The 22,306-nt window shown below is 60.5% G+C and carries 23 protein-coding genes and 1 pseudogene; 15 read left to right on the top strand and 9 right to left on the bottom strand.

Annotated elements, in window-relative coordinates; all coding sequences use genetic code 11:
• Positions 1–138: 138 nt before the first annotated feature.
• Both KGA82_RS07305 and KGA82_RS07300 read right to left on the bottom strand, forming a co-directional pair.
• The gene (locus KGA82_RS07305; RefSeq protein ID WP_008024358.1) at positions 139–384 is read right to left on the bottom strand and encodes a TIGR02647 family protein; all 246 of its coding nucleotides are present in this window, start codon (positions 382–384) and stop codon (positions 139–141) included.
• A 270-nt stretch (positions 385–654) separates the two neighbouring features.
• Positions 655–939: a hypothetical protein gene (locus KGA82_RS07300; RefSeq protein ID WP_008024357.1), complete on the bottom strand. Its 285-nt coding sequence runs from the start codon at positions 937–939 to the stop codon at positions 655–657.
• Positions 940–1,063: 124 nt separating this feature from the next.
• Between KGA82_RS07300 and KGA82_RS07295 the strand changes: the two genes are divergently transcribed.
• Both KGA82_RS07295 and KGA82_RS07290 read left to right on the top strand, forming a co-directional pair.
• Positions 1,064–1,723, top strand: coding sequence for a glutathione S-transferase family protein (locus KGA82_RS07295; RefSeq protein ID WP_223450038.1), 660 nt, complete (start codon positions 1,064–1,066; stop codon positions 1,721–1,723).
• A gap of 197 nt (positions 1,724–1,920) precedes the next feature.
• Complete coding sequence (locus KGA82_RS07290; RefSeq protein WP_223450037.1) at positions 1,921–2,595, top strand: glutathione S-transferase family protein; 675 nt, start codon at positions 1,921–1,923, stop codon at positions 2,593–2,595.
• 56 nt (positions 2,596–2,651) lie between these two features.
• Here the strand turns inward: KGA82_RS07290 and argH are convergent, their stop codons facing one another.
• The gene (gene argH, locus KGA82_RS07285; RefSeq protein WP_008024352.1) at positions 2,652–4,046 is read right to left on the bottom strand and encodes an argininosuccinate lyase; all 1,395 of its coding nucleotides are present in this window, start codon (positions 4,044–4,046) and stop codon (positions 2,652–2,654) included.
• Between the two features lie 241 nt (positions 4,047–4,287).
• Here argH and KGA82_RS29450 point away from each other — a divergent pair.
• From KGA82_RS29450 to KGA82_RS07250, 8 genes and pseudogenes are all read left to right on the top strand, one after another.
• Positions 4,288–4,497, top strand: a pseudogene (locus KGA82_RS29450) (sensor histidine kinase); the annotation flags it as partial.
• A complete protein-coding gene (locus KGA82_RS07280; protein WP_008024350.1) occupies positions 4,494–5,240 on the top strand; it encodes a LytR/AlgR family response regulator transcription factor in 747 nt (248 codons plus the stop codon). The pseudogene KGA82_RS29450 and the gene KGA82_RS07280, both read left to right, overlap by 4 nt.
• Before the next feature lie 138 nt (positions 5,241–5,378).
• Positions 5,379–6,320, top strand: coding sequence for a hydroxymethylbilane synthase (hemC, locus tag KGA82_RS07275; protein ID WP_008040638.1), 942 nt, complete (start codon positions 5,379–5,381; stop codon positions 6,318–6,320).
• A complete protein-coding gene (locus KGA82_RS07270) occupies positions 6,317–7,084 on the top strand; it encodes a uroporphyrinogen-III synthase (RefSeq protein ID WP_223450036.1) in 768 nt (255 codons plus the stop codon). Before hemC ends, KGA82_RS07270 begins: the two co-directional genes overlap by 4 nt.
• Positions 7,085–7,100: 16 nt before the next feature.
• Entirely contained in the window at positions 7,101–8,255 is a 1,155-nt protein-coding gene (locus KGA82_RS07265; RefSeq protein WP_192227479.1) for a uroporphyrinogen-III C-methyltransferase, read from the top strand.
• Positions 8,252–9,490, top strand: coding sequence for a heme biosynthesis protein HemY (locus tag KGA82_RS07260; RefSeq protein ID WP_223450035.1), 1,239 nt, complete (start codon positions 8,252–8,254; stop codon positions 9,488–9,490). The genes KGA82_RS07265 and KGA82_RS07260 overlap by 4 nt, the downstream gene beginning before the upstream one ends.
• 230 nt (positions 9,491–9,720) lie before the next feature.
• Positions 9,721–10,272, top strand: a complete 552-nt coding sequence (locus KGA82_RS07255) for a disulfide bond formation protein B (RefSeq protein WP_223434011.1) — start codon at positions 9,721–9,723, stop codon at positions 10,270–10,272.
• Between the two features lie 178 nt (positions 10,273–10,450).
• The gene (locus KGA82_RS07250) at positions 10,451–10,909 is read left to right on the top strand and encodes an Rsd/AlgQ family anti-sigma factor (protein WP_032828552.1); all 459 of its coding nucleotides are present in this window, start codon (positions 10,451–10,453) and stop codon (positions 10,907–10,909) included.
• Positions 10,910–10,969: 60 nt separating this feature from the next.
• Here KGA82_RS07250 and KGA82_RS07245 read toward each other — a convergent pair whose 3' ends face one another.
• Entirely contained in the window at positions 10,970–11,635 is a 666-nt protein-coding gene (locus KGA82_RS07245) for an FKBP-type peptidyl-prolyl cis-trans isomerase (protein WP_008040643.1), read from the bottom strand.
• A gap of 192 nt (positions 11,636–11,827) precedes the next feature.
• Here KGA82_RS07245 and KGA82_RS07240 point away from each other — a divergent pair, with 192 nt between their 5' ends.
• Complete coding sequence (locus tag KGA82_RS07240) at positions 11,828–13,030, top strand: AlgP family protein (RefSeq protein ID WP_223450034.1); 1,203 nt, start codon at positions 11,828–11,830, stop codon at positions 13,028–13,030.
• On the opposite strand, the gene KGA82_RS07235 is transcribed toward KGA82_RS07240, so the two are convergent.
• The gene (locus KGA82_RS07235; protein ID WP_223450033.1) at positions 13,027–13,491 is read right to left on the bottom strand and encodes a TIGR02444 family protein; all 465 of its coding nucleotides are present in this window, start codon (positions 13,489–13,491) and stop codon (positions 13,027–13,029) included. The two genes, KGA82_RS07240 and KGA82_RS07235, sit on opposite strands and share 4 nt — an antisense overlap.
• Before the next feature lie 50 nt (positions 13,492–13,541).
• On the opposite strand from KGA82_RS07235, the gene KGA82_RS07230 reads away from it, so the two are divergent.
• The 3 genes from KGA82_RS07230 to KGA82_RS07220 all read left to right on the top strand — a co-directional run bounded on the left by KGA82_RS07230 (position 13,542) and on the right by KGA82_RS07220 (position 16,785).
• Positions 13,542–15,452 (top strand): ATP-binding cassette domain-containing protein, encoded by a 1,911-nt coding sequence (locus KGA82_RS07230; RefSeq protein WP_223434014.1) that lies wholly within the window; start codon positions 13,542–13,544, stop codon positions 15,450–15,452.
• On the top strand, positions 15,452–16,033 hold the full coding sequence (locus KGA82_RS07225) for a mechanosensitive ion channel family protein (RefSeq protein WP_192227486.1): 582 nt from the start codon (positions 15,452–15,454) through the stop codon (positions 16,031–16,033). Before KGA82_RS07230 ends, KGA82_RS07225 begins: the two co-directional genes overlap by 1 nt.
• A gap of 119 nt (positions 16,034–16,152) precedes the next feature.
• Entirely contained in the window at positions 16,153–16,785 is a 633-nt protein-coding gene (locus tag KGA82_RS07220) for a LysE family transporter (protein ID WP_008024319.1), read from the top strand.
• Positions 16,786–16,839: 54 nt separating this feature from the next.
• On the opposite strand, the gene KGA82_RS07215 is transcribed toward KGA82_RS07220, so the two are convergent.
• From KGA82_RS07215 to KGA82_RS07200, 4 genes are read right to left on the bottom strand one after another with little or no spacing between them, the layout of a single operon-like run.
• Positions 16,840–17,583 carry a penicillin-binding protein activator LpoB gene (locus tag KGA82_RS07215; protein ID WP_223450032.1) on the bottom strand — a complete coding sequence of 248 codons (744 nt, stop codon included), beginning with the start codon at positions 17,581–17,583 and terminating at the stop codon, positions 16,840–16,842.
• 3 nt (positions 17,584–17,586) lie between these two features.
• Entirely contained in the window at positions 17,587–18,177 is a 591-nt protein-coding gene (gene lpoB, locus KGA82_RS07210) for a penicillin-binding protein activator LpoB (RefSeq protein ID WP_223450031.1), read from the bottom strand.
• Between the two features lie 33 nt (positions 18,178–18,210).
• The gene (locus KGA82_RS07205; protein ID WP_192416648.1) at positions 18,211–18,561 is read right to left on the bottom strand and encodes a YcfL family protein; all 351 of its coding nucleotides are present in this window, start codon (positions 18,559–18,561) and stop codon (positions 18,211–18,213) included.
• 15 nt (positions 18,562–18,576) lie between these two features.
• Entirely contained in the window at positions 18,577–19,962 is a 1,386-nt protein-coding gene (locus KGA82_RS07200; protein WP_223450030.1) for a COG3014 family protein, read from the bottom strand.
• 316 nt (positions 19,963–20,278) lie between these two features.
• Between KGA82_RS07200 and KGA82_RS07195 the strand changes: the two genes are divergently transcribed.
• Complete coding sequence (locus KGA82_RS07195; protein ID WP_223450029.1) at positions 20,279–22,177, top strand: cytochrome c/FTR1 family iron permease; 1,899 nt, start codon at positions 20,279–20,281, stop codon at positions 22,175–22,177.
• Positions 22,178–22,306 lie beyond the last annotated feature (129 nt).

Below are 22,306 nucleotides of genomic sequence, written 5' to 3'. Positions count from 1 at the left end.
AGTTTAGCGCCTCGGCCCCGGGATATTCAGGCTGATTTTGTTTTTTTGGCGTCAGATTTCTATCGTTGGGCGACAGTTCGTATCGAAGAGTGCCCGCGGAAATCCCGTAGCGGGGGTTTCCGTGGGCGATACGGTGGGTCAGGCTGTTTCCTGGACGCTCAGAATGGTGAGAACGGTTTGCACACTTTGCGCGGCATCACGACCCAGGCTGGTCAGATAACCGCCATCGGGTTGGTCAATCAGTTCTTTTTCGAACAGGCGTTGAGCGGCAGCTATGGCTTTCGGGGCAGCGGTCTGATGAATTTTCAAACCTTCCTGGGAACTGTCCAGGTTGAAGAGTGCGAGGATTTCCAGTTCGGCAACCAACTCAGGGGTAAGCGACATAAGGACTCCAGACTTTCTAGGAATTGGACGACAGCGCCCCTAAGGTGATCCCACTCGCGCGGCATGTCCAGTGCTCACGACAGGGTTTTTTCTCTTCGGGAAGCATTCCCCGGCAGCGGGGTGCGTACCAGTGTAGTCAGGGTCTGGGGGAAAGGCCTGGGGATTGTTTGTAGGAGCGAGGCTCGCCCGCGAAGAACGGTAACGCGGTGTTTCAGAGGGACCGCGGTGGAGCTTTCGCGGGCAAGCCTCGCTCCTACACTAAGCGGGGGATTACTTCTTTTCCGGCGGCAATTCCGGCAAGGCACGCAGTGCCGCTTCGTACCATTCGGTGTTGAACGCGCGGTCTTCTTCGAGGATCGCGTCGATTTCTACCGCTAAAACGTGAGCCATCAGGTTGAGGATTTCCTCACGCTCGTAACCCACCAGGGTCAACTTGTTGAAGGTCGCCTTGGCGGCTGGCGGGTTGTCGCTCTCGATCTGGTTTTCGATCGCTTCGATCAGGGTGTTTTCGGTGAATTCTTCTTCGTCGCTATCGATGTCGGTTGGCTCGCTCATGGCAGGCTCCTCAAGGTAAGGCGGGCAGTTTACCTGCATTCAGCGCTGTGATGCTGCTGGCGAGAAACCCCCGGGCGTTCTATAAACAGGCACTGCCAACCCCGCACGGCCTGGAGGCTTCGTGATGCTCAAGCTTTATGGATTTTCCGTCAGTAACTACTACAACATGGTGAAACTGGCGCTGCTGGAGAAAGGACTGCCGTTCGAGGAAGTGCCGTTTTATGCGGGGCAGAGCCCTGAGGCGCTGGCCATCAGCCCCCGTGGCAAGGTGCCGGTGCTGCGCGTCGAGCAAGGGTTTGTCAACGAAACCTCGGTGATTCTCGAGTACATCGAGCAGAGCCAGAAAGGCACGCCGCTGCTGCCGAGCGATCCCTTCGAGCGCGCACAGGTCCTGGCGCTGGCCAAGGAAATCGAGCTGTACATCGAGCTGCCGGCTCGTGCCTGTTATGGCGAAGCATTTTTCGGCTCGCCTTTACCCGACGCCATCAAGGACAAGACCAAAACCGAATTGCTGCTGGGTTTTGCCTCGCTTGAACGGCACGGCAAGTTTGCCCCTTATGTTGCAGGCGACAGCCTGAGCATTGCGGATTTGTACTTCCTGTACAGCGTGCCGCTGGCCTGTGCGGTGGGCCACAAGCTGTTTGGTGTTGACCTGTTGGCAGACATGCCAGCGGCCAAGGCATTGCTCGAGCGCCTGGAGCAGAACCCGAACGTGCAGCGGGTTGCGGCGGACAAGGAAGCGGCGATGCCCGCGTTCCTGGCGATGGTGGCGTCCAAGAAATAAAGAAGTGGCGGCCATTATGTGTGTCAGAAGATTCGCAATCTTTTGTCCCATATGGCCGTCGCCCTTGTCCGACGGGCCGTTCAGGCATTTGCGTCTTACGCGGTAATAACCGGGTTCTTCCACGGCCCCGGGTATTGGTTACTTTGAGCGTCGATCGCTTCCGATCAGGAAACTTCCACGGTCAAGGAGACCCGACGATGCTCAAACTGTATGGCTTTGCGGCCAGCAATTATTTCAACATGGTCAAACTGGCACTCCTGGAGAAAGGCGTGCCGTTTGAAACGGTTCCGTTTCATGGATGCCAGAACCCGGACATCCTGGCGGTCAGCCCACGCGGGAAAGTGCCGGTACTGGAAACCGAACAAGGGTTCTTGAGCGAAACGGACGCGATCCTCGATTTCATCGAAGAGACTCAACCGGGCATTTCACTGTTGCCGCAAACGCCGTTTGAAAGGGCAGGCGTTCGAGCCATGGCCAAGGAGATCGAGTTGTACATCGAACTGCCGGCGCGGGTCTGTTATGTCGAGGTGTTCTTTGGTGGCAGGCCGACCCCCGAGGCGCTGAAGGCCAAATCCGAGCGAGACCTGATCAAGGGATTTGCCGCCCTGAAACACCGGGCGCGGTTTGCACCGTACGTGGCGGGTGAACAGTTCACCCTGGCCGATTTGTACTTTCTTTACAGCGTCGATCTGGCTGTGGACGTCGGAAAGCGTTTGTTCAACGTCGATTTCCTCGACGACATGCCCGGCGCCAAAGCCTTGCTGGAGCGCCTGGCGGATAACCCGAATGTACAAAAAGTCGCCGCTGACCGGCTGGCCGAAGCGCCTGCCTTTTTGCAGCGGGTGGGAGCCGTTGGGCGCGCGACAGCCTGAGCATAAAAAAGCTCGATGGCCGTTCAGCCATCGAGCTCAGGTGTTACAGAGACCGTTTAACGGCTGGCGAGCAGCGCCTGGCCGCGAGCCACCGCCTGCTTGACCTGCGCCGGAGCGGTCCCGCCAATGTGGTTACGGGCGTTCACCGAACCTTCGAGGGTCAGCACGGCGAACACGTCCTGATCGATCTGGTCGCTGAACTTGCGCAGCTCTTCCAGGCTCATTTCCGCCAGGTCTTTACCGCTTTCCACGCCGTACTTCACGGCATGGCCAACGATTTCGTGGCAGTCACGGAATGGCAGGCCACGACGCACCAGATAGTCGGCCAGGTCGGTGGCGGTGGAGAAACCGCGCAGCGCCGCTTCGCGCATCATCGCGTGCTTGGGTTTGATCGCCGGGATCATGTCGGCAAAGGCCCGCAGCGAGTCGCGCAGGGTGTCGGCGGCGTCGAACAGCGGTTCCTTGTCTTCCTGGTTGTCCTTGTTGTAGGCCAAAGGCTGGCCTTTCATCAGGGTCAACAGGCCCATCAGTGCGCCGAAGACGCGACCGGTCTTGCCGCGAACCAGCTCCGGCACGTCCGGGTTTTTCTTTTGCGGCATGATCGAGCTGCCGGTGCAGAAGCGGTCCGGCAGATCGATGAACTGGAACTGGGCGCTGGTCCACAGCACCAGCTCTTCGGAGAAACGCGACAAGTGCATCATCGCGATGCTCGCGGCCGAGCAGAACTCGATGGCGAAGTCACGATCGGACACGTTGTCCAGCGAGTTGCCGCCCACCGCGTCGAAGCCCAGCAGTTGCGCGGTGTATTCGCGGTCGATCGGGTACGTGGTGCCCGCCAGCGCGGCACTGCCCAACGGCATGCGGTTGGTGCGCTTGCGGCAGTCGACCAGACGCTCGTAGTCGCGGCTGAGCATTTCGAACCAGGCCAGCATGTGGTGCCCGAAGGTCACCGGCTGCGCGGTTTGCAGGTGAGTGAAGCCCGGCATGATGCTGCCGGCTTCGCGCTCGGCCTGTTCCAGCAGGCCTTTTTGCAGGCGGGTGATTTCGCCCAGGATCAGGTCGATCTCGTCACGCAGCCACAGGCGAATGTCGGTGGCGACCTGGTCGTTACGGCTGCGGCCGGTGTGCAGCTTTTTACCGGTCACGCCGATGCGGTCGGTCAGACGCGCCTCGATGTTCATGTGCACGTCTTCGAGGTCGATGCGCCAGTCGAACTGGCCGGCCTCGATTTCACCCTGGATGGTCTTCAGGCCATCGGTGATGCTGTCGCGCTCGGCATCAGTCAGCACGCCGACCTTGGCCAGCATGGTGGCGTGGGCGATCGAGCCCATGATGTCGTGGCGATACAGGCGCTGGTCGAAAGTGACGGAGGCGGTGAAGCGGGCGACGAAGGCGTCGACGGGTTCACTGAAGCGGCCGCCCCAGGACTGATTGGTCTTGTCAGTGCTCATGAATTCGCTCGTATCGGCTGAAGAAAGATGGCGTTGAAAGCTGCGGCGGATAATAACAGGGTTGCCAATCCTGTCGCTGACACTGGTCGATACGTTTTTTTCTCATGCGTCGACCCATACTCAAGGCAGGCATTGTGGAAATTGCGCAACGATATTTTTCAATTGAGCAATAACGTGCCGGCAACCGTCTACAGTTGGACAGTAGGATCAGCGCACTTCCTGGCGCTGCAGCGGACGATAAGAAGAGGGGGTGTTCATATTGTGTATCAGCAAACCCTACGGCGATGCCTCGCCAACCGCCAATTGCCCGGCAAATAAAAATTTAGCAGTCGGACGGGCGGCACTTTTTGGCCCTCGCGCTAGTCTTAGCGTGGATCGCGGTGACAGACGTCACTTCACCTGTCTACGCTATCCTTGTGCGAGACTCACGCAGGAATCCAGCGCAATATGAATGTCCTGATCGTTGATGACGAACCCCTTGCCCGCGAGCGCCTGAGCCGAATGGTCGGCGAACTCGAGGGATACAGTGTCCTGGAGCCGAGCGCCACGAACGGCGAAGAAGCGTTGGCACTGATCGACAGCCACAAACCGGATATCGTGCTGCTCGATATCCGCATGCCGGGCCTCGATGGCCTGCAAGTGGCTGCACGATTGTGCGAACGCGAAACCCCGCCCGCCGTGGTGTTTTGCACAGGTCCCGATGAATTTGCCGTGGAAGCCTTACAGGCCAGCGCCGTAGGCTATCTGGTGAAACCTGTGCGTACAGAACAATTGCATGACGCGTTGAAAAAAGCCGAACGCCCCAATCGCGTCCAGCTCGCGGCTTTGACCCGTCCCGCCGCCGAAACCGGCAGCGGCCCGCGCAGCCATATCAGCGCCCGTACCCGTAAAGGTATTGAACTGATCCCGTTGGGGCAGGTGGTCTACTTCATTGCGGATCACAAATACGTGACCTTGCGCCATGAAGGCGGCGAAGTGCTGCTGGATGAGCCGCTCAAGGCCCTTGAAGATGAATTCGGCGACCGTTTCGTGCGGATCCACCGCAACGCTCTGGTCGCCCGCGAACGCATTGAGCGCCTGCAACGCACGCCACTGGGGCATTTTCAGCTGTTCCTCAAAGGCCTGAACGGTGACGCCCTGATCGTCAGCCGACGCCATGTGGCCGGTGTGCGCAAAATGATGCAACAGCTTTAATTCGCCACCCGCAGGCGAATTTCTCACCCGATTGCCGGACGTCCGGGGCCAGGGAGGCCAGGCAATTCCTGATTCAAGTCAAAGCGGATTTGGTTGAGCTGTTATTATCTGCCGTATCTATTCAGTACGGATTGATCCATGTCCTCTCGCGAAATCCGCATCGCCACCCGCAAAAGTGCTCTCGCCCTGTGGCAGGCCGAATACGTCAAAGCCCGTCTGGAAGAGGCCCATCCGGGTCTGCTCGTGACGTTGGTGCCCATGGTCAGTCGTGGCGACAAGCTGCTCGACTCGCCGCTGTCGAAAATCGGCGGCAAGGGCCTGTTCGTCAAGGAGCTGGAAACCGCGCTGCTGGAAAATGAAGCCGACATCGCCGTGCATTCCATGAAAGACGTCCCGATGGACTTCCCGGAAGGCCTCGGTCTGTTCTGCATCTGCGAGCGAGAAGACCCGCGCGATGCCTTCGTCTCCAATACCTATGCCAGCCTGGACGAATTGCCGTCAGGCAGCATCGTCGGCACCTCCAGCCTGCGCCGTCAGGCTCAGTTGCTGACCCGTCGCCCGGACCTGGAAATCCGCTTCCTGCGCGGTAACGTCAACACGCGCCTGGCCAAGCTCGATGCCGGCGAATACGACGCCATCATCCTCGCGGCGGCTGGCCTGATTCGACTGGGCTTCGAGGATCGCATCACCTCGGCGATCAGCGTCGATGACAGCCTGCCGGCCGGTGGCCAGGGTGCCGTAGGCATTGAATGTCGCTCTGCCGACCGCGAAATTCACGCCTTGCTCGCGCCGCTGCACCATCAGGACACCGCCACCCGTGTCACCGCCGAACGTGCCCTCAACAAACATCTGAATGGCGGTTGCCAGGTGCCGATCGCCTGCTACGCCGTGCTGGAAGGCGAGCAGATCTGGTTGCGTGGCCTGGTGGGCGATCCGAGCGGCGGTCTGCTGCTCAGCGCCGAAGCCCGTGCACCGCGCGCCGATGCCGAAGCACTGGGTGTGCGAGTGGCCGAAGACCTTCTGAGCCAGGGTGCCAACGACATTCTGAAAGCGGTCTACGGTGAGGCAGGTCACGAGTGACGGGCTGGCGCCTGCTGCTGACGCGTCCGGCGGATGAGTCGGCGGCGCTGAGCGCTGTGTTGGCCGAAGCGGGGATTTTCAGCAGCAGTTTGCCGCTTTTGGAAATTGAACCGATTCCGGCCTCTGCCACAATGCGCCAGGTGATTCAGGATCTGGATCGTTATTGCGCCGTGATCGTGGTCAGCAAACCCGCCGCCAGAATCGCGGTGGACCTGGTCGACCAGTACTGGCCGCAAGCACCTCGCCTGAAGTGGTTCAGCGTAGGCGCGGCGACGGCGCAGATCCTTGATGAACACGGGTTGGACGTGAGTTTCCCGGCCGAGGGTGATGACAGCGAAGCCTTGCTGGAGCTTGCGTCGTTGCGCGAGGCTGTCGAGCAGCCTGATCCACGGGTGCTGATCCTGCGTGGGGAGGGTGGCCGCGAGTTGCTCGCTGAGCGTTTGCGCGAGCTTGGTGCTAGTGTCGAGTATCTGGAGTTGTATCGCCGCAAGCTTCCACAGTATCCGCCGGCAACACTGCCTGAGCGGATCAAGGCGGAACGCTTGAACGGGCTGGTGGTCAGCAGTGGACAGGGTTTTGAGCATCTGTATCAATTGGCCGGCGATGCCTGGCCACAGTTGGCGCAGTTGCCGTTGTTTGTACCAAGCCCCAGGGTCGCCGAGCTGGCACGTGCCGCCGGGGCCCAAACAGTTGTGGATTGTCGTGGCGCGAGTGCCACGGCTTTGCTGACGGTGTTACGGGAGCATCCCGAACCCGTTCTCTAATGCAAAGGATGGATACGTGAGCGAAACAGCCTTGCCTAAAGATGACTCCCGGCCATTGATCGATGCGCCGGTAGATGCACCGGTAGAAAGTGCGCCACCTGCTGCAGAGCAGCGCCGAGGCAATGGGCTGGCAATCGTCGCGCTGTTGCTGGGCGCCGCCGGTGTGGCGGTGGGCGGTTGGGGTGTCTGGCAGGTGCGTCACCTGCAAGCCAATACGCAGGAGCAGTTGAGTCAGGTGCAGGCGTTGAACGATCAGGCGCAAAGCCTGAAGCTCAACGAACAGCGCCTTAGCGCACGCCTTGAGCAAATGCCTGCCGCCGAAGAACTGGACGCTCGCAGCCGCTTGGTGATCCAGCTGCAAGGCGATCAGCAGCGCTTGAATCAACGCCTGGAAACCGTCCTCGGCGCCAGCCGCAAGGACTGGCGCCTGGCTGAGGCCGAACACTTGCTGCGCCTGGCCAGCCTGCGTCTTTCGGCGTTGCAGGACATCAACAGCGCTCAGGCCCTGGTGCAAGGCGCCGACGAAATTCTTCGCGAACAGAACGATCCGGGTTCCTTTGCCGCTCGCGAGCAAGTGGCGAAAACCCTGGTCGCCTTGCGCAGTACCGAACAGCCGGATCGCACCGGCCTGTTCCTGCGACTGGGTGCGCTGCGTGATCAGGTGGTCAGCCTCACCGAGCTGGCTCCTGAGTACAAGGACCGGGGCGATTCGCTGCTGGGTCTGACCGCCGATGGTGACGGCGCCAGTCGTTGGGCGCAGTGGTGGGATCAGATCTCGCGTTACATCCGTATCGATTTCAATGCCGATAAAAATGTCCGTCCGCTGCTGGCAGGGCAAAGCCTGAGCCAGGTGCGCCTGGCCTTGAGCCTGGCGCTGGAGCAGGCGCAGTGGGCAGCGCTCAATGGTCAGGCTGCGGTCTACACCCAGGCGCTGGCCGAGGCGCGGGACGTGCTCAAGGGTAATTTCAACCCGGACAACCCGCAGAGCAAAGTGATGCTCGAGCAGGTGGGCGAACTGAGCAAGCAGCCGGTCACCGTGGTCACGCCTGACCTGACCGGTACGCTGAGCGCGGTTCAGGGCTATCTCGAGCGACGTAATGTCAACGCCGAGGACTCGATCAAACCCATGGCCAAACCTGCCGCAAGCACCGCGCAGGAGGCCACGCCATGAAACGCCTCTATGTGATCGTGTTTCTGGCCATCGCCGTTGCCGCCGCGTTGGGGCTGGCGATCGCCGAGCATGCCGGCTACGTGCTGATCGCCTACAAGAGCTTCCGTTACGAATCGAGCCTGTGGGCCACCCTGGCGCTGGTGGCGGTGCTGTGGCTGGTGTTCTGGGGCATCAAGGCGTTGATCGAATTGGTGACGACCTCCAGCGGCGTGGTCAACCCATGGTCGCGGCGCAATCGCAGTCGTCGGGTGCAAGTGGCGATCGAGCACGGTCAGCTGGATTTGGCTGAGGGTCGCTGGGCCAGCGCGCAGCGTCATCTGCATCGCGCCGCCGAAGCCGAGCGTCAGCCGCTGCTTTACTACCTCGGCGCTGCCCGCGCGGCGAACGAACAAGGTCATTACGAAGAAAGCGACAACCTGCTGGAGCGCGCACTGGAGCGACAGCCTCAGGCCGAGTTGGCGATTGCCCTGAGTCACGCCCAATTGCAGACCGACCGTGGCGACACCGACGGCGCCCTCTCGACGTTGCAGGCGATGCATGAGCGTCACCCTCACAACGTACAGACCTTGCGCCAGTTGCAACGCTTGCATCAGCAGCGCGGCGACTGGTCAGCGGTGATTCGCCTGCTGCCGGAGCTGCGCAAGGACAAGGTCCTGCCGGCGGCCGAGCTGGCCGAACTTGAGCGCCGGGCCTGGGGCGAAAACCTGTCCCTGGCTGCGCGTCAGGAAGAAGACGGGACGGTGGGTTTGCAGTCGCTCAACCGCGCCTGGCAACAACTCACCTCGGCTCAGCGCCAGGAACCGCAACTGGTATTGGCGTATGCCGAGCAACTTCGGCAACTGGGCGCGCAGGTTGAGGCCGAAGAGGTCCTGCGAACGGCGCTCAAGCGCAACTACGACAGCCATCTGGCACGCCTTTACGGGCTGGTTCGCGGCAGTGACTCTGCGCGTCAATTGCAGACCGCCGAGGGCTGGCTCAAGGATCATCCTGCTGACCCGAGCCTGTTGCTGACCCTTGGTCGTCTGTGTCTGCAAAACAGTTTGTGGGGCAAGGCCCGGGACTATCTGGAAAGCAGCCTGCGCGTGCAGCGCAACCCGGAAGCCTGTGCCGAGCTGGCTCGGCTGCTGGCGCAACTGGGCGACACCGAGCGCAGCAACCAGCTGTTTCAGGAAGGCCTTGGTTTGCTGGACGAACGCTTGCTGGCCGCGCCGCTACCGGCGCCGGTTCATGCCTGATTGTGTGGCGAGGGGGGCAAGCTCCCTCGCCACGCAGTAGGTGTTGCAGCGACGTTTTCTTACATTCGTAGAGCCTCGACGGCAAAGTCCTACAGAGGACTACACCTGATCCTCTCGCTTCTGTCGGGAATTCCCTACACTTCTGCTGAAGTGTCCTTGCTGGCTTGCCTTGAAAGGCTGCTGCGCTTTCCTCTACCGTAACCACTTGTCTCTACTGGTACGGAAAAGCCATGACGTTGGCCTGCTCACGCTCCTTGTTTTTCATGGTTTTCATTGCCGGCGCGCTGGCGTTGGGCGTTTCCTACTACCTGGAATATGCAGTCGGCCTCAAGCCCTGCGGGCTGTGCCTTTTACAGCGGATTTGCCTGGCGGTGCTCACGGGTGTCTGCCTGATGGCTTCGGTTCATGGCCCCGGACGCTTCGGTTCGTTCCTGTACTGGCTGCTCGGTTTGCTGTGCAGTCTGGCGGGTACGGTGACGGCGTGGCGTCAGGTGTTGTTGCAAGGCGATCCGGTGCAACAGCTGTCAGCGTGCTCGCTCAGCCTGGCGGACCCGTTCGCAAGCACCCCCTTGGTTTATGTGGTGCAGCAGATGTTCAAGGGCGCGGCCGAATGCGCACAGATTTCCTGGACGCTGTTCGACTTGAGCCTGCCCGAGTGGAGTCTGCTCTTCTTCATCGCCATGACGATCCTGAGTGTCTACCAGTTGCTGCGCGTGGTCTGGATCGCTTGTCAGCGACCGCTCAGCGGCACGTCGTCGCACCGGGCGCTGGTCGGCGATTAAACACTTGTATGAACTTTATCTGCTGCGTACCTTGAAGCCACAGTCGCGCGGGCATAATCTGGCCCGCACGTGTCATTGGAATTATGTTGCTCGAATGACGCTCTGCCTGGCCGACTCTTGATCTTCAAGTGTGCGACAGGTGTAGAGCAGCATGACCCACAAGGGAAGAGAGACCGCCATGCTCGAAAGTTGTCAGAATGCTCAGGAACGCTGGGGTGGAGTGCATCTGCTGATCGATCGCTGGTTGCAGGAACGTCACGAACTGGTTCGGGCCTATGATGATCTCGGCGCCAAGCCTGAGGCGCTGGGTGAGAACCGCAAGCCATTGCAGGAATTCTGCGGCGTGCTGGTCGATTACGTGTCTGCCGGGCACTTCGAGATCTACGAACAGCTGACGGGGGAGGCCAAGGCTTTCAACGACAAGCGTGGTCTGGAACTCGCCGAGACCATCTACCCGCGCATCGACGTCATCACCGAGAAGCTGCTCGCGTTCAACGACCTGTGTGACGCAGGCAAATGCGTAGCAGAGAAATTCAAAGAGCTGGGTGGCCTGTTGCACGAACGCTTCGAACTGGAAGACTGCCTGATCGAAGTGCTGCACACCGCTCACAAGGAAGTGGATTCGGTTCAGGCCTGAACCCCTTCCTGCCACACCTCAAAACGGTGCGCTTTGCGCGCCGTTTTTCGTTTCCGCTGTTTAGCTGGTGGCGCCGCGCAATTCGACTTCGAATACCAGCGGCGTGAACGGCTCGATCAAGTCGCCGGCACCGTCGGCGCCATAGGCTTGGGCCGATGGAATCACCAGTCGCCACTTCGCACCGACCGGCATGTTCTGCAGTGCGCTGCGCCATCCGCTGATCACGCTGTCGAGACTGAACCATTGCGGTTGAGTGTTCTGATCGAACACGGTGCCGTCGGGAAGACGACCGACGTACAGCACCTGAACCTTGCCATTCGGACCGGCTTTCGCGCCGGTGCCGGGTGTCAGCTCCGTCAGCAATATTCCATCGGCCAGTTCGCGAACGCCGGGTCTGGTTTTTTCTTCGGCGAGAAATCGATGCTCTTTTTCGAGAGAGGCTTCGCTCTGTGGCGGGGTCGGCTGCAAGGCTGCCTGCGCTTCGTGCTCGGTCAGAATCTGTTCGATCTGCTCATCTTTCAGGGCCAGGGGTTTGCCTTGATAGGCTTGCTGCAAACCTTCGACCAGCGCCTGCAGTTGCAGGTCGGGAACCTCCAGGCGCAAGCGTTCGCCGAGGCTCGCGCCCAGGCTGTAAGCGAGATCGTGAGCTTCATTTTCCTTGGTTTTTTCGGCGGCTTGGGCGATGGAAAAAAACACGCACAGCGATAAAAAAAGGTAGCGCGACATGGGCACTCTCCGACCTGAGATGCGGCAGATTATGCCAGTGTGAATGCGTTCGACAGTGAACTTGTTTTGCGTAAGCGCAGAAGATTTTCGATCCGTTGCAACGCGACGCTTTCGATACTGTCAACATGCCCTAGCGGCGGTAGCAGCAGAGGTCTAGTATGAGCCGCACCCACGTCAGCCAGGAGGTAAACCATGTCGGCCACCAAGAAGCCTGTAAATACCCCGTTGCACTTACTCCAACAACTGTCGGGCAGCTTGCTCGAGCATTTGGAAACCGCTTGTTCCCAAGCCTTGGCTGATGCTGAAAAACTGCTCGCCAAACTGGAAAAACAGCGCGGAAAAGCACAAGAGAAATTGCACAAATCCCGCACCAAATTGCAGGACGCTGCGGCGGCCGGCAAAGCCAAGGCACAAGCCAAGGCGAAGGACGGCGTGCAGCAACTCGAAGACGTGCTCGATGCCCTCAAGGATCGTCAGTCCGACACCCGCGCCTACATTCTGCAACTCAAGCGCGATGCCCAGGAAAGCCTGAAACTGGCCCAGGGCGTCGGTCGTGTACAAGAGGCTGTCGCCAAGGCGTTGTCCTTGCGTGCGGCCAAGCCTGCTGCGGCCCCTGCGAAGAAAGCCGCTGCCAAACCGGCTGCTGCAAAAGCACCGGCCAAACCTGCCGCCAAGGCACCTGTGAAAGCGGCGGCTAAACCTGCAGCTAAACCTGCGGCGAAAAAACCAGTCGCTGCCAGCGCTGCTAAACCGGCTGCAAAACCAGCCGCTAAAACTGCTGCTGCCAAACCTGCTGCCAAGCCAGCCGCTGCCAAAACAGCTGCCGCAAAACCGGCTGCAAAAACCACTGCTGCCAAACCGGCCGTAGCGAAAACTGCAGCGGCCAAACCCGCCGCAAAACCGGCCGCTAAAACAGCTGCAAAACCAGCCGCTAAAACTGCCGCTAAAACTGCCGCTGCGAAGCCTGCTGCCAAGCCAGTCGCCGCTAAAACCGCTGCCAAGCCAGCTGCAAAACCAGTGGCTAAAACTGCTGCTGCGAAACCTGCTGCCAAACCGGCCGCTACCAGGACTGCTGCTGCAAAACCTGCGACTGCAAAACCTGCCGCCGCTGCCAAGCCAGCCACCGCGGCAAAACCTGCCGCAGCGAAACCAGCAGCCAAACCTGCCACTGCCAAGCCTGCTGCAAAACCAGCTGCCAAGCCAGCAACTAAACCAGCCGTGAAAAAACCGGCCGCTGTTGCCAAGCCGACCCCGGTAATTGCTGCCAAGCCAGCGACACCGGCGCCATCCGCTTCGGCCGCGCCTGCACCAGCAGCCTCCACCTCGACAGTCACCACGGCGCCAACGCCTGTCGCACCGTCGAGCACCAGCTCCACCCCAACCAGCGCTTCCTAAGTGCCGGTTGCCGCGACGCGCAGCTGATGCAGCGCGTCGCGGTCCAGGTGGGCGGCACCCGCCGCCACACCCTCCAGCCAGGCCGATAAATCGGTCGCCTCACACTGCGGCCAATTCAACGCCGCTCGCTCCAGCCGCATCAGCAAATGCCGCTCGGCTTCCAGCTCCAGCGTTTTTACCTGTTCGCGTAACGCATTCAGTTCGGCGTCCTCAGTCGCGACGACTTTCCAGCGCATGCGCAAGGCGCGCAGCGGTTGAACGACATCCGCGTCCCAAGGCTGCGCCACGTTGCGAAGCTGCTGCAGTCGATGCTCGTTGCAGGCGACTCCCCGCTGGTCCAGCCACAACCCGCACAGCAACAGGCACACATTCACCCCCGTCGATTGCAGGGTCAGGCACGCGGCTTCAACGCCGGGACGGGCGTAAGTGCCAAGGGAAAAGCTCCACAGGTCAGAGGACATAGTGCTACTCGCGCCAGTTGCGAGCGAAGCTGGTAGACTCCGCCGCCATTATGATTCGACTTCAGAACCTGACTTTACAGCGTGGCCCGCAACGTCTGCTAGAAGACGCCGAGCTGACCCTGCACGCCGGCCACAAAGCCGGCCTCATCGGTGCCAACGGCGCCGGCAAATCGAGCCTGTTCGCCTTGATCCGGGGCGAACTGCACCCGGACTCGGGTGACTGCTTCCTGCCGGCCGACTGGCGCATCGCCCACATGCGCCAGGAGATCGAGACGCTCGAACGCCTGGCGGTCGACTACGTGCTCGATGGCGACCTGCGCCTGCGCGAGGTACAACGTGACCTCGCCGCGGCCGAAGCCGCCCATGACGGCACCGCTCTGGCTCGCCTGCACTCGGAGCTCGACAGCGCCGACGGCTACACCGCCGATGCTCGTGCCCGCAAGCTGCTGGCCGGGCTTGGGTTCACCAATGAGCAGATGGATCGCCAGGTCGGCGATTTCTCCGGTGGCTGGCGGATGCGCCTGAACCTGGCGCAGGCATTGATGTGCCCCTCGGACTTGCTGCTGCTCGACGAACCGACCAACCACTTGGACCTCGACGCCATCATCTGGCTCGAAGAATGGCTGAAAAGCTATCCCGGCACCTTGCTGCTGATTTCCCACGACCGGGATTTTCTCGACGCCGTGGTCGATCACGTGGCCCACGTCGACCAACGCAAGATCACTCTGTATCGCGGTGGTTACAGCGCTTTCGAACGTGCCCGCGCCGAACGTCTGGCCCAGCAACAGCAAGCCTACGAGAAGCAGCAGGCGCAGCGTGCGCACATGGAAAGCTACATCGCCCGCTTCAAGGCCCAGGCCACCAAGGCCCGCCAGGCCCAGAGCCGGATCAAGGCGCTGGAGCGGATGGAAGAATTGTCCGCCGCCCACGTCGATTCGCCATTCGACTTCGTCTTCCGCGAGTCGACGAAGATTTCCAGCCCGCTGATCGATCTGTCCGATGCCCGTCTGGGCTACGGCGACAAAACCGTGCTGGAGAAGGTCAAGCTGCAACTGACCCCCGGCGCGCGCATCGGTTTGCTCGGCCCCAACGGCGCCGGTAAATCGACCCTGATCAAAAACCTCGCCGGTGAGCTTTCGCCGCTGGCCGGTCGGCTGACCCGTGGCGAGAACACCGTCGTCGGCTACTTCGCCCAGCATCAGCTCGATTCCCTCGACTCTAAGGCCAGCCCGTTGCTGCACTTGCAGCGTCTGGCGCCAACCGAGCGTGAACAGACGTTGCGCGACTTCCTCGGTGGTTTCGACTTCCGCGGCGCGCGCATCGACGAGCCAGTGCTGAACTTCTCCGGTGGCGAGAAGGCGCGTCTGGCCCTGGCGTTGATCGCCTGGGAGCGGCCGAACCTGTTGCTGCTCGACGAACCGACCAACCACCTGGACCTGGAAATGCGCCTGGCGCTGACCATGGCCCTGCAGGAATTCAGCGGTGCGGTACTGGTGGTCTCCCACGATCGTCATTTGCTCAAAAGCACCACCGACAATTTCTATCTGGTGGCGGACGGCAAGGTCGAGGAGTTTGATGGCGACCTGGAAGACTACGCCCGTTGGCTGGTCGACTACCGTCAGCGCAACGCCCCGGTCAGCTCCACGCCGGTCAATCCGGACAAGACTGACAAGAAGGCCCAGCGTCAGGCCGCCGCTGCGTTGCGTCAGCAACTGGCACCGCACAAGCGCGAGGCTGACAAGCTCGAAGCCGAGCTCGGCAAGCTCCACGAGAAGCTGGCGAAGATCGATACCAGCCTCGGCGACAGCGACATTTACGAGCCGGCGCGCAAGAACGACCTGCGTGATCTGCTGGCCGAGCAAGCCAAGCTGAAAGTGCGTGAAGCCGAACTGGAAGAAGCCTGGATGGAAGCCCTGGAATTGCTGGAAAGCATGCAGGCGGAGCTGGAGGCGCTGTCCTGATGGAGGCGTTCAAGCTGCCGCTGCCGGCGGTGTGGGTCGAGCCGATCTGGCTCGTCGTGCAAATCCTGCTGATTCTGTTGGCCGGTTACTTCACCCAGCGCTTTGTCGCGAAATGCCTGACACGCCTGGGCGAGCGCTACCCGTTTCCGCCGCAGTTGCTGATGCCGCTGCGGGGCGGCCTGCGCTGGCTGATCATGGGCAGTGCGCTGATTTTCGTGCTGGAACGCCTCGGGGTGTCGGCGACGGTGCTCTGGACCGCACTGTCCGGCTTCGTCGCGGTCGCGGCGGTGGCGTTTTTCGCCATGTGGAGCGTGCTCTCCAATCTGCTCTGCGCGATCCTGATCTTCACCGTCGGCCCGTTTCGCCTCGGCGATGTGGTCGAGTTGGTGGACACCACTGACAAGCCTGGCGTCAAAGGTCGGGTGGTGGCGATCAATCTGCTTTACACCACGTTGATCGAAGCTGAAGAGCTTGGGACCGGCAGTGCGATGGTTCAGGTGCCTAACAGCCTGTTCTTCCAGCGCTCGGTTCGACGCTGGCGCGGTACGGATGTATTCCCTTCCAGCGGGTTTGAAAAGTAAGCCCTCAAAGCTGCAAACGCTGGTCGGTCGCCGCAATATCCTGCAAAAAAAACGATGGTCATCGGCCCAAAGCCGCATTAGCTTAGACATCTGTTTACGAGTCCGAGTCGAGGTGTGCGATGGAGCTTCAAACATGGCTGGCGTTTTTTGCCGCCTGCTGGGTGATCAGCCTGTCCCCCGGCGCCGGCGCCATTGCGTCGATGTCCAGCGGTCTGCAATACGGTTTCTGGCGCGGTTACTGGAATGCCCTGGGCCTGCAATTGGGCCTGGCGGTGCAGATCGCGATTGTCGGCGCCGGTGTCGGCGCGATCCTCACGGCGTCGGCCAGCGCTTTTTATGCGATCAAATGGTTCGGCGTGGCGTACCTGGTTTATCTCGCGATCAAGCAATGGCGCGCGTTGCCCAGCGACATGAGCGATGACGCGGCGGTGCGTCAGATCGGCAAGCCGATGGCCCTGGTGTTCCGCGGTTTCCTGGTCAACATCAGCAACCCCAAGGCCCTGGTGTTCATGCTGGCGGTGTTGCCGCAGTTTATCGATCCGCATGCCCCATTACTGGTTCAATACCTGATCATCGGCGTAACCATGGTCTGCGTTGACCTGATCGTCATGGCCGGTTACACCGGGCTGGCGTCCAAAGTGCTGCGCATGTTGCGCACGCCCAAGCAGCAAAGACGCATGAACCGCACGTTTGCCGGGCTGTTCATTGGCGCTGCGGCGTTTATGGCGACGCTGCGCAAAGCGGCGGTGTAAAACCGCCAGGCACAAAAAAGGCGACCCTTGAGGTCGCCTTTTTCGTTCAAGGGATCAGCGCAAAATGACCGGCTCTGTATCCTCTGGCAGGTTATTGCTCAACGGCGCCTGCTCTTGCTGCTCATTCCCGCTGCCACCCAGTTGTTCGCTCAACTGACGAGCCACATCTTCCCCCAGTGACTTGGACACCTCACGTACCAACCGTGGGCGACTCTGTGAGATCTTCGCGTCCCGATGGTTCGTCAACTTGGTGTCCTGGCCTTCGCCCATCGCCGTGAAGGCCGAGGTGATTTCGAAGGTTTTGGTGTCGATCAGGCTGAAATCCGCCACCAGGGTCAGTGCCAGCACCGAGGAATAGCTGTTGGTGTTGGGTATCTCGTTGACATCACTGTTGAAGTCTACGTCCGACAAGGTGCCGAACAGTACATAGTCGGCGCCCTCGAAGTTGCCGGCCTTGATCCGCTCGATCACGTCATAGATATCGACTTTGGATTCGGCGGTGTGCGGCTTGCCTTGCACCAGCTGGAACATTCCGGAGCGCAGCATCTGGCCCTTGATGTCGCCGGTGAATTTGCGCAGCTCGGTTTGCTCGATGTAACTGGTTTTGGATTCGAACGAGTCGTAGCTCGAAGAACCGCTGGCGCTGTACTCACCCTCGCGGTAATTGTTCTTGGACGAAACGGTGTGGATGTACTGCTCCACGCGCTCCTCGTACGCCAGGTCGGTTACTGCGACTTTCGGGGCCGCCTGCACGCTGAACGTGCAAGCCAGGGCCATCATCCCAATCCATGCGTGCATTGATTAATGCTCCGTAGTTTTTCGGATCTCTTTTTCGTCCATCCACTCGGCCAGACCGCTTTCAACGTCGATCAATTGCAGGCTGAATTTGTAGAAGACGTCCTTGTACTCGCTGCTGCGCTTGACGATCGAGCTGATCGAACCTTCAAGGCGGTATTTGGCGGCGATCATGTTGCCGATCTTGGACACGGTGGCTTTCTTGTACAGACCGCTCTGGTTTTGCAGCTGGATCTGATCAACCTGGCTCTGCATGTCGGCGTTGTCGCTGGAGAAGCGTGCCGTGCCCGATTTCATCAGTTGGGTCTTGATGGTGGTGGTGATTTCACGGGTGTCGATGTATTCGCTGGTCTTGTTCTTCACGTCGTAGACCTGGACCACCGGGCGTCCACGCAGAATGCCGGACTGGGCGAGAGAGCGGGTCATGGACTCGGCGATGATCTGCAGGTCGGTGGAGCTGAACTCGTTGGTGATGGTTTCCACAGCCTTGGTGTCGCCATAGCTGGTGTTCTTGCTGCCCAGGGTCGGTGGGTGGTTGCTGGCGCAACCACTGGCCAGGAGGGCGATAGCGGCAATCATCGAAAAGCGTACAAACATGGGAATGCTCTCTGAAGCTGAACGAATAGGGTGTTAAGGCGTATTGATTTCCAGGCGGAAATCCACGGCCTTGGGGGTGGGCGCTATGGCCTGAATGAAGCGGGTCTGCTCGCCGTACATCATCTGGCTCTTCCAGGTTTCTTCTTCGGCAACCGGGAAGCCATCAGGGTCGAGCCAGGCAAAGCGGTAGTAGAAGGTCTTGTTGTCGGAGCTGGTGTTGCTCAGCTGTGTATTGACCGTAATGAAGCCGTTTTCCCGGGCGACACGCATGGCGTCGACCTCAATGTCCCTTAGCTTGCCCAAGGCCACGACCTTGCTGGCGGCTGTTGTGGCGCAACCGGCCAACAAGGCCAGGATGACGACAGCGATGAGTTTGAAGCGCATGGGAAGACTCCGTAATTAAAGTTGTTTGAAGCTGGCCACGGCTGTCGGGCTGGCGCTCGGGGTCGCGTGAACGGCCAGGCCGCTGGCGAAGACCTGGTTGCCCACGGCGCGCAGGCTGATGACTTGATAGCGCTGGTCAACGGTGATCTTGAGCACTGTCGTTCCAACCGCGACCTGGTGCTCGCCTTTCTTCAGGCGCAGGCGCACGACATGGGTGTTGTCCGGCAGGGTGCGCCACGTACGGGTATCGGCACCTTCGAACACGGTTGAAGTGAAACCGACTGCTATGCCCGCCAGCTGGCTGACTTGTTTGATCTTTTCCTGCGCCACGCCACGGGTAGCTGCACGAACAGTGGTGCGCACAATGATGCCCGGCATGTCGTCACGCAGTGCGCGGCGGGACATGGTGGTAATGCTGTTGAGTTGCGTCAGGGTGAGTTGCTGACCGTCCACGCCAATCTGGGTGAGCGGGGCGGTGGAGGTATCTGGCTTGATGACCGGGAAGGACAGCGGAGCGATCACCACGCCGGCGCTGATCGGCAGAGTCAGTGGCAAGCGGATCGAACCCCGGGCCGGCGCCAGCCCGCTTTGCACGACGATCAGGATGTCGCTGTCTTCGTCCTTGGCACTTTTCTGGTCCAGATCCTTCAATGCCTGCTCCAGCAGCGGAGTGTTCGGGCGCAGTTCGGCTGCTGTGCGGTAACCCGGTGCGGCCAGGCCTTTTTCGCCCAGGGCTTCGTAGACGAAGCCGGCCAGGTAATGGCTGAAGGCACTCTGGTAGCTGTTTTTCAGCCCAACCACTTCAGGTGCGTCGAGGCTGGCGACGGGATAGCCATGCAAGTCTTTCAACTCGGTCTTGATGCCTTCCTTATCGGCTTCCTCTTCGCTCTTGAGGTATTCCTTGTCGCGCAGGTCGGCGATCACCGCTTCACGTTCGTGGGTTTTCTTGATCGCGATACGTGCGCCGTCGAAGTCGTTGACGGCCAGCAGATTCAGGGCCATTTGCGTGGTCAGCATGACTTTTTCGTAGTCGTAGCCTTCGTAGCGGCGGACCTTGTCGTTCACCAGGAAGCTGCCGAACTGAGCGAGGTACTTGCCGGCATCGAGTTTGACCGACTCTTCCCATTGACCGACCACGACATCGGCGCTGCTCCAGGCGTTCTGGCTGCCGGACAGATCGCCCTTGGCGCGCAGCAGTTCACCCTTCTCGAAGTAGTAGAGGAGGTCCTTGTCTGCACCGAAGTTGTTCTTTTCCAGCAGGGTCAGCGCTGCATCGATATTGCCGGTAGCCAGCTGCAGGTTGGTTTGTGCGAGCTCCGAGTCGTAGTTGCGAAATACCGAACAGCCGGAGAGGAGCGTGACAGCGCTGACCGCAATCACTGCAAGGGCGCGGGAGGCCATAGGTACTTCTTCCGTGAATGGTAGTCAGCCGCGCTTGCTGGTCGGGCTTTTTGGACCTATCGGCGCAGACGGGCGTCCTGCCAATTCCTCATGAGCAGAGGAGCTTTGAGTGCCATATCGATCAATTGAAGGCTCTGCATTATAGACAGGGATGGTGGCGCAGTAATGGCTTTTTGGTTGCTGAAAAACAGGAAGTGCCATCATCTGGAAAAAGCACCAATCGAGGTCTGCGACGGCGTTTCAGACAACAAAGCTTGAGCGAAACTCATTCGAAGTGAACAATGTGTTACTTCGTATTTCCAATTGAGATTCATTCATGACTGCCCCGTCCCGTTTCTTGGCCTGGCTGGTATTGCCGCTGTTTGCCTTGTGCAGTTCCAATCTGCTGGCCGACACCGTAGAAGGTGCGCCGCAAGCGCTGCATTTGCTTGATTACATCGGCGCCGATTACCCGGAGTCGGTCGAGTCCGGCAAAGTCATCAATGAGTCTGAATACCGCGAGCAGCTGGAATTCAGCCAGGTGCTGCAAGGCCTGATCGCTGCCCTGCCGGCCAAGCCGGAAAAAGCGGTGCTGGAGCAGGGTGTCAGCACACTGCGCAAATCCATTGCTGCGCGGCAGGATGGTTCGGACGTTTCCCGTCAGGCACGGCAGCTCGGTGCGAAGCTGGCGGTGGCCTATGAGGTCAGTCAGGCGCCAATCATTACACCGGATCCAGCCCGTGGTGCGTCGATGTACACCCAGCATTGCTCGGTCTGTCATGGCGATGCGGGGGCCGGTGATGGCCCAGCCGGTGTCGGCCTGACGCCGCCGCCAGCCAATCTGCGCGATGCCGCGCGGTTGGATCGCCTGAGCCTGTACGCGATCTACAACACCTTGGGGATGGGTGTCGAAGGCACTGACATGCCGGCCTTCGCCGATCAACTGGACGATCGTCAGCGCTGGGACCTGGCGACCTACATCGCCGGTTTCAGTGCCGATCCGGCCGCAGCCGCATCTGAAAAGACCTACAACATCGCCGACCTGGCCCGTCAGACCCCAGCCGAAGTGCTGGCTGCCGAAGGCCCGCAAGCGGCAGCGACTTTCCGTGCGCAGCGTGCGCTACCGCCGCAGGTCAAGCGTGGCCCGGCGCAGTTGCTCGACTACACCGCTGCAACGCTGGACAAAAGTATCGCGGCCTATCGTGCCGGCGATCACGACCAAGCCTATGACCTGTCGGTGGCGGCGTACCTGGAAGGTTTCGAACTGGTCGAAAGCTCACTGGACAACGTCGACGCCAACGTGCGCAAGGACACCGAAAAATCGCTGATGGCGTACCGTCAGTCTTTGCAGGACGGTTTGCCGGTGGCACAGGCCCAAGAGCGTCTGGAGGCGGCCAAAGCCAAGTTGAAAGAGTCTGCCGGCCTGCTGGGCAGTGATGGCCTGAGTTGGTCCTTGAGTTACATCTCCGGTCTGCTGATTCTGCTGCGCGAAGGTCTGGAAGCGATTTTGGTGCTGGCGGCGATCCTTGCCTTCCTGCGCAACACCGGCCAGCAATCGGCGGTGCGCAGCGTCAACGTTGGTTGGGGCCTGGCGTTGCTGGCCGGTCTGGCGACCTGGGCACTGGCGGCGTACGTGATTGATGTCAGCGGCTCGCAGCGTGAATTGCTGGAAGGTGCGACGGCGTTGTTCGCCGCGGTCATGGTGCTCTGGCTCGGCGTGTGGATGCACGACCGTCGCCACGCGGCGGCCTGGCAGGATTACATCAAGAGCAGCCTGGTGGGCGGCGGTGGCCGTTTCGGTTTTGCGACACTGGCGTTCTTTTCGGTGTACCGCGAACTGTTCGAAGTGATTCTGTTCTACGAAACCCTGTGGCTGCAGGCGGGGCCGGCGGGGCATAACGCGGTGTTGGCGGGCGGGGCGACGGCGCTGGTGTTGTTGGTTGGCCTGGCGTGGGTGATCCTGCGGGGCTCGGCGAAACTGCCGCTGTCGCTGTTCTTCAGTATCAACGCCGGGTTGTTGTGCGCGTTGTCGGTGGTGTTTGCCGGTCATGGCGTGAAGGCGTTGCAGGAAGCCGGGATCTTCGGCACACGGCCGGTGCCGTTCTTTGACTTCGACTGGCTGGGTATTCACGCGGATGCGTATTCGTTGAGTGCGCAGGCGGTGGCGATCATTGCGATCATTGTGCTGTATGGGCGTAGCTGGATGGCGGAGAAGCGGCGGGTACCGGTTTCCTGACAGCATTCGCTGCGCTCACATTCGCGGGCAAGTCGGGTCGCCGCACCGCTCGCTCCTACAGGATTCGCGCGTTTTTTGTGGGCGTGTATAACCTGTAGGAGCGAGGCTTGCCCGCGAAGCTTTTAAAGG

The organism is Pseudomonas sp. BF-RE-22, assembly GCF_019956155.1.
GTDB lineage: Bacteria > Pseudomonadota > Gammaproteobacteria > Pseudomonadales > Pseudomonadaceae > Aquipseudomonas > Aquipseudomonas migulae.
Note: the sequence above shows the minus strand (reverse complement) of the source record. Positions and strands in the feature narration are given on the sequence as shown.